The sequence below is a fragment of the Paenibacillus terrae genome (assembly GCF_000943545.1).
GTDB lineage: Bacteria > Bacillota > Bacilli > Paenibacillales > Paenibacillaceae > Paenibacillus > Paenibacillus terrae_A.
Genome location: NZ_JTHP01000140.1, coordinates 1 through 6,316, shown reverse-complemented (window position 1 = coordinate 6,316; position 6,316 = coordinate 1). Strand labels below are relative to the sequence as shown.

Below are 6,316 nucleotides of genomic sequence, written 5' to 3'. Positions count from 1 at the left end.
ACTGTAAGAATGTTTCGCAACTGATGGGAATCTAATGCTAATTTCCATCTCAAAAGCTGATAAAACAGCAGGGTGGAGTTCTTTGTTTGTGAAAGTGTAGCGAAGGTGCCGCTTATACCTCTAAAAATGCTCATGTTGTTTGTGGGCATTTTTTTAATTGTATTTATATATTTATCGAAAGTGCTTTTATGGTGAAAATACTTTGATATATTGCATTTTGGGTATTTTGTAGGATTAATATTTAATATTTCAAGAAGTGTTATTTGTTTTTGTGAATTGAACTATATCTAACGGATCATAAGTTTGATATAATTTTCTATACAATAGTATCGTATTTATATTTTGGTAGTGGTAATTGAATCATTTTTATGAGGTGGAAATACAATGACTGAATTAAAAGATAAATATTCATTTATTGCTCCAAGAGATGAATTTATTACTGACTATGTTATACTTGCGCAAGCTTGGAAGAAAACGCAGAGGTACATTCGTCGTCATAATTGGTATGCTGATGTATTAGAACTTGATTGTTCTACTATTAACATCGAAAAGAAACTAGAAGAATGGAGAAAGTACTGTAAAAGAATAGATTATAAACCGGGGAAAATGAAGGTTGTACCAGCGCCTAAGAATGCTCAGTGGGATTTCTTTGAAGAAAAGAATATTGATAACAATGATACGAGTGATAATAAATTGTGGGGATCTATTAGGGAAGCTAAACTTAGACCATTAGCTCATCTTAATATCAGAGACCAGACAATTGCTACAGCGGCATTATTATGCCTAGCTGATGCTGTCGAAACTGAACAAGGATCTTCGGAGGAAGAAAACTTCCTGAAAGCACAGAAGCAACAAGTTTTTAGTTATGGAAATAGATTGCATTGTGAGTGGCTTTCTTCTCACGATCAAAAAAAACAAGCGAAATTTGGCTGGGGCAATTCACAATTATACCGTAGATTTTATGAAGACTATAGGCTATTTCTTTCTCGTCCTAAAGAAATTTGTCAGTATATCGCTCCAAAGTTGACTTCCTACCAGAATCTTTTTATTGTACATATTGATTTGAAGGGTTTCTTTGATAATATAGATCGAGATGCGCTTTGGCATCAATTAAAAATTATCTATGACAATTATGTGAAGACATATAAATTGGGTCCTAGTTACAAGGCGAACGAAGAATTTTGGATTATATTGAGAAATATTTTTAAATGGAGTTGGGAAACACCGAAAGTTGAAAATAATATTTTCGAAGATGACAAACTTCCAGAAGGGCTCCCTCAGGGACTTGTGGCAAGTGGTTTTTTGTCAAATGCTTATATGAGTGGTTTTGATAAAAAGATAGGTCGGAAAATTAATGAGAAAATTGAAAATTATATAGATCTATTTGAGGAAGATAATGAACAAGAAATTTTTGATATGGTTTTACGAGATTATTGCCGTTACGTGGATGATCTGCGTTTGGTTATAGAGACAAATGATATAAAAGATACTGATAATTATAAAATAAGTAAAGTTGTTACTAGATTTGTAGACAAAATGTTGGAAGAATACTTAAAAGAAATAGACGCTAAAGTCAAATTGAAAATAAATGAAGAGAAGACAAAGGTATCATCTTTCCGACAGACATCAACACAAAATAATGTTTCGACTCTGATGACTGTTATTCAAGGTGTTTTTAGCGGCACTCCAGATATAGATTCGTTACAACAAGTGGCTGGAGGACTTGATGGACTTCTTCAGGTATCACAGCAACTACTAAAAGAACAAGATAAAAGGACTAACTGGTTGGAGTTATCCCGTATTTCTAGGCCAAATGTTGATGTTCGGGATGATACGCTCAAGCGTTTTGCAGCAACGCGTATTGCTAAATCACTTAAAATACGAAGGGGTATGACTGATCTCGAAGAAACTTTGGGAGGAGGAGAAGAAGCATTTTTAAAGAATGTAACTTCTGGAGTGATATTAGACCATGAGTTTGAAACAACTGCTCGTAAATTAATTGCATGTTGGGCGAGTAATCCCTCGTTAACTTTATTGTTACGGTGTGGTCTCGATTTATATCCTGACAAAAATTTATTGGACATGGTATTAGAAGCATTGGAATTTAAGTTGTTTCCAAATCAAACTGAGACATCTAATATAAAAGAAATAAAGACAATTGAATATGTAGTAGCTGATTTGTTTCGTGCGGGGGCTGTAGATATTGGTTTTAGGTCGGAAGTTGAATATCCGAGTTCTGTAGATATTAGCTCTTTCCGACAAGAATTAGCCTCTTTCGCAAAGCGAATATTGATTGAACGTCCCATTTCACCATGGTATGTAAAGCAACAAGCATTGCTTTTTCTAGCATCAATAGGAGATACAGTTGAAATAAAAGAGAAACGTTCTCTTGGAGAATATATGATATTACACAAGGCTATGTTATATCAAGCAGTTGAAAAAAGGCCTGTTATTGCTTGGTTTCCTACTGCTCTCATAGTACAACAACTTCATCCTAATTCTAAAAAATTTGCACAATGGTTTGTGCAATTGATAAACGAATTAAGTCCAAAGGAACAGCATGAATTAATTGAGCTAATCGCGTTGAATAGATCAGATCTTTTAGAGGAAATAAAAAAGTCAAGAAGAGCAAAAGGGGAAAAATGGTTAGGATATATCCCAAGAAACATTGATTTTACTTCGTCTAACGAACTTAAATTATTCAATAACGAGAAAGTTTCTTTATTAAGAGTTATTCAAAGTAATAAAAATCATTTTACTCAGGAGAATGCACTTTTACTTCTTGCTTACAAAATTTTAAAGATGGATGATATAGAAAAAAAACTTAAAGAAGGATTAGCTGTTAAATCAATAACTGTTAAATGCTCAGATTGGGGTAAAATCCAACAACTTGATTTTAGTGATAATTTTCTTGAAATAGAGATTAACAGTAAATCTGGAGAGGTTACTGCTGATCATAAATTATATGAACTTCCTTCGTGGGTCAATAAAGAAAAAAAATGGCTGTATGGGTTAGGTACTATATTAAGATCCTGTGTGACTGGTGAGTTTGATTTTACAGCCACTTCTTTTTTATCACGTGATGATGTGGGACGATATGCTGGTTTGCGCTCAACTTGGTATAGCCGACGTTTTGGATTAATTAATTCACCAATAGGTTTGAACAAAAATCAAGATCCTATTTCTCCTTGGTTGAGCGAGTTGCTAATTCGCTTGTTACAATGGCCTGGAATTAGTATATATGGTGATTTACTTAGTAGCTTTGAAGAAGTTGGTACTGCGGGGGATCTGTTGAATATTATTATTGCACGTATACAGTACCAGCAATCGATTTTTGGTAATGTAACTGGAACTCCAGTTTATGAAATTCCTACAATAAGCTATCAAAGTTCAGATGACAGTATGTTTCGAATAGCGATTGTTCAGACATTACTTCCTAAAGTAAACCATTTCATTGATAAGGACCCTACTCACTGGACTCCATCATTTCGTGCACAACATCGGGCTCATATTGCTTCGGTGTGTAACCTAATAAGACTAAAATTAAAAGCTTGGTGTAAAGCTCAGAATAGAAGAAATAAAGATATTGTTGACTTGATAGTTTTTCCGGAATTATCCATCCATCCTGATGACCTTTGGCTTTTAAGACGATTATCAGATTCAACGAAAGCTAGTATTTTTGCAGGAATGACATTCTTTAAACATGAAGTAACGAATAAGCCAGTTAATCAGGCAATATGGATATTAAGATCTGAAAAACGTACTGGAAGGGAATTTATAGAAGTTAGGCAAGGCAAGCATCATATGACTGAGCATGAAAGAATAATGGGTATACAAGGATTCAGACCATACCAAGTTCTTGTTAAGTTTAAAAAAGGTGACAATGAAGCGGTACGTGTTGCAGGGGCTATTTGTTATGATGCCACTGATTTAGCACTTGTTGCTGATTTACGGGATGTTTCTGATGTATTCGTTGTTTCTGCCTTAAATAAGGATGTGCAAACGTTTGATAATATGGTGGGGGCATTGCATTATCATATGTATCAACCTGTTATTCTAGCGAATTCAGGTGAATTTGGAGGTTCCACAGCACAAGCTCCATTTACCAAACACGAACGTTTGATAGCTCATGTCCATGGGCAAAACCAAATAGCTGTCAGTGTTTTCGAATTAGATCCAACGATATTCAAAAAAAACAAGCAGAATAAGGCTCCCATGGAAGTGAAGACATCACCTGCGGGCTACATTGGACGTAATTAATGAAAGAATAGAGGCATGCTTTGATGTTGAATAATGTTTTTATTATTAAGGAGATATGCTAGTGATTAAAAAAATAAAAGTTTTTTTTTCAAGCCATGTATGGAAAGTTACATTCTCTTTTAAAGGGTTCGTAATTAAATGGCTGTCAGTTTTTTCTGTTATTTGGATGTTTATTAATTTTGTAGATCATTATATGAAAAAGGCTAAATTGCCTATGTGGGATATATCAGTTTGGTATGTATTGATAGCTGGTATTATTATTGCAATATGGTTGAGCCGTCCTCGATTAACACGTACAGTTCGGTTAAAGGACAAAGATATTACTATAACTATTAAAGTTGATGATATGTTTCGGCAAAAAGGGTCTGTTGCAATAATTCCTACAAATGTTTGGTTTAAACTTGACCATGTGCCTGAAGCTTCTTCACAAGTTCAGTATAAAAAGAAGTTTTTTTCTAATGAAGCAGAATTTAATAGCCAGTTAGAAAGCCAGTTAATAGATAAGCAACACGTGATGAGTATGTTTAATAATCAGCCAATTAAAGAATTTCCGATTGGCACAGTAATCAGGATAGAAACACCAACTAAGAAAATGAAAGCAGCTTATATGGTAGTAACCGCTAAATTGAACTCTCATGGAAGAGGAATCCCTAGTCATGATGACTTAAAACAAGGGCTTGCTTTTGTTTGGGAATATATTTCTACAAGTGGAGCTAGAGAACCTTTAGTAATTCCTATAATGGGAAGTGGTAGGCATCGTATTAATGTAAACCGATTTGAATTAATGCATGATATAGTCGAAAGTTTTCTTCAAGCCATTCATCATAATAAATTTACAGAGGAACTAACTCTTGTAATTCATCCTGATTCTTTTCTTCGTCATGAATATTCATTAGATGATATGGAGGAATACCTTCGTTATATGTGTAAGTTTGGCAGTATGGTATAGGAGGAGTTATTTATACTAAACGTTTTGTATATGTACTCCACATTAGTTTACCATAATTAGGAATGTACTAATTTAATCTAGAAAAATTTGAGATATGTGTACAGATATGATACTTGCTTAAAGAATCGAAGCATGTTGCCTTCGGTTCTTTTTCATTCCTCAATAAACTATCTTCTCTTTCAGAACATTATTTTTTAAAATCATTGCAATACGAACGTACATTCGATAAAATATATACGAACACTTGTTTCTGTTTGTTATACAGAGACAAGACCCATTAGGATGGAACGTTCACAACCATATCACCCAAATCACTAAATAGGAGGCTAAAATTTGTCCAGTAATCCAACACGAAATCAATACCAAATCAAACTGTTTCACTTTAACGAGATTACTCATGTAGGCAATCAACTTTGTGCGCCACAATCCAACACTCGTACCATCACTGTATCAAACAGTATCTATCTCGACCAACTCAAGCGAGTCGTAGCAGAGCATGATCCTTCCATCGATGTTACCGAAGTCATTTTTATGCTCAAAGCTGATCAAATTGACGAAGACGATCCATCGCAACTTGCTTTGTTTGAACGTATGTTACGAGAGGGAATCTATTATAATGGAAGGAAGTATGTCCGTTCGATTAAGTCACCTGCGATGGGACGTACACAGCGAACGGAATTTATCCAAGAAAAGTATGTTGCTGATCTGTATCGGCGCATTACACTAGGCAAAATGCCGTCACTCACCAACATCCATAAGTGGGAAGCAGCACTTGGTGTGAGTCGTTCAGCGGCACAATCAGTCCCTTATATCCCTCGTATTGTCGTCATTCCAGATTATGAAAAGGAAACGATTATTGAAGATGTATGGAAAGTGGAAAAGTGTGCTGAAGATTTGGAGCAACAGAAGTTAATATTCGATGAAAAGACGAAGCAACGTGAATATTTCAAAGCGAAGAAAGAATTGAAACCATCCAAGGAACAATTACATAAGTTAGAACGTATACCGAATAAAACGATCCCATGGAATGGTCGCACGAAGTCTGTTCCCGATCCAAAAGACCATAAAACCTTCAATGGGTGGAATAAACAGAATCGTCGTGTGAAG

The 6,316-nt window shown here is 34.9% G+C and carries 2 protein-coding genes and 1 pseudogene; all 3 read left to right on the top strand.

Going from position 1 to position 6,316, the window contains the following annotated elements; genetic code table 11:
* The first annotated feature begins 384 nt into the window (after positions 1-384).
* Positions 385-4,260, top strand: a complete 3,876-nt coding sequence (locus QD47_RS29035; protein ID WP_044649391.1) for a reverse transcriptase domain-containing protein — start codon at positions 385-387, stop codon at positions 4,258-4,260.
* Positions 4,261-4,321: 61 nt separating this feature from the next.
* Positions 4,322-5,209: a macro domain-containing protein gene (locus QD47_RS29030; protein ID WP_044649390.1), complete on the top strand. Its 888-nt coding sequence runs from the start codon at positions 4,322-4,324 to the stop codon at positions 5,207-5,209.
* A 333-nt stretch (positions 5,210-5,542) separates the two neighbouring features.
* Positions 5,543-6,316 (top strand): annotated as a pseudogene (locus QD47_RS29025) (RNA dependent RNA polymerase); the annotation flags it as partial.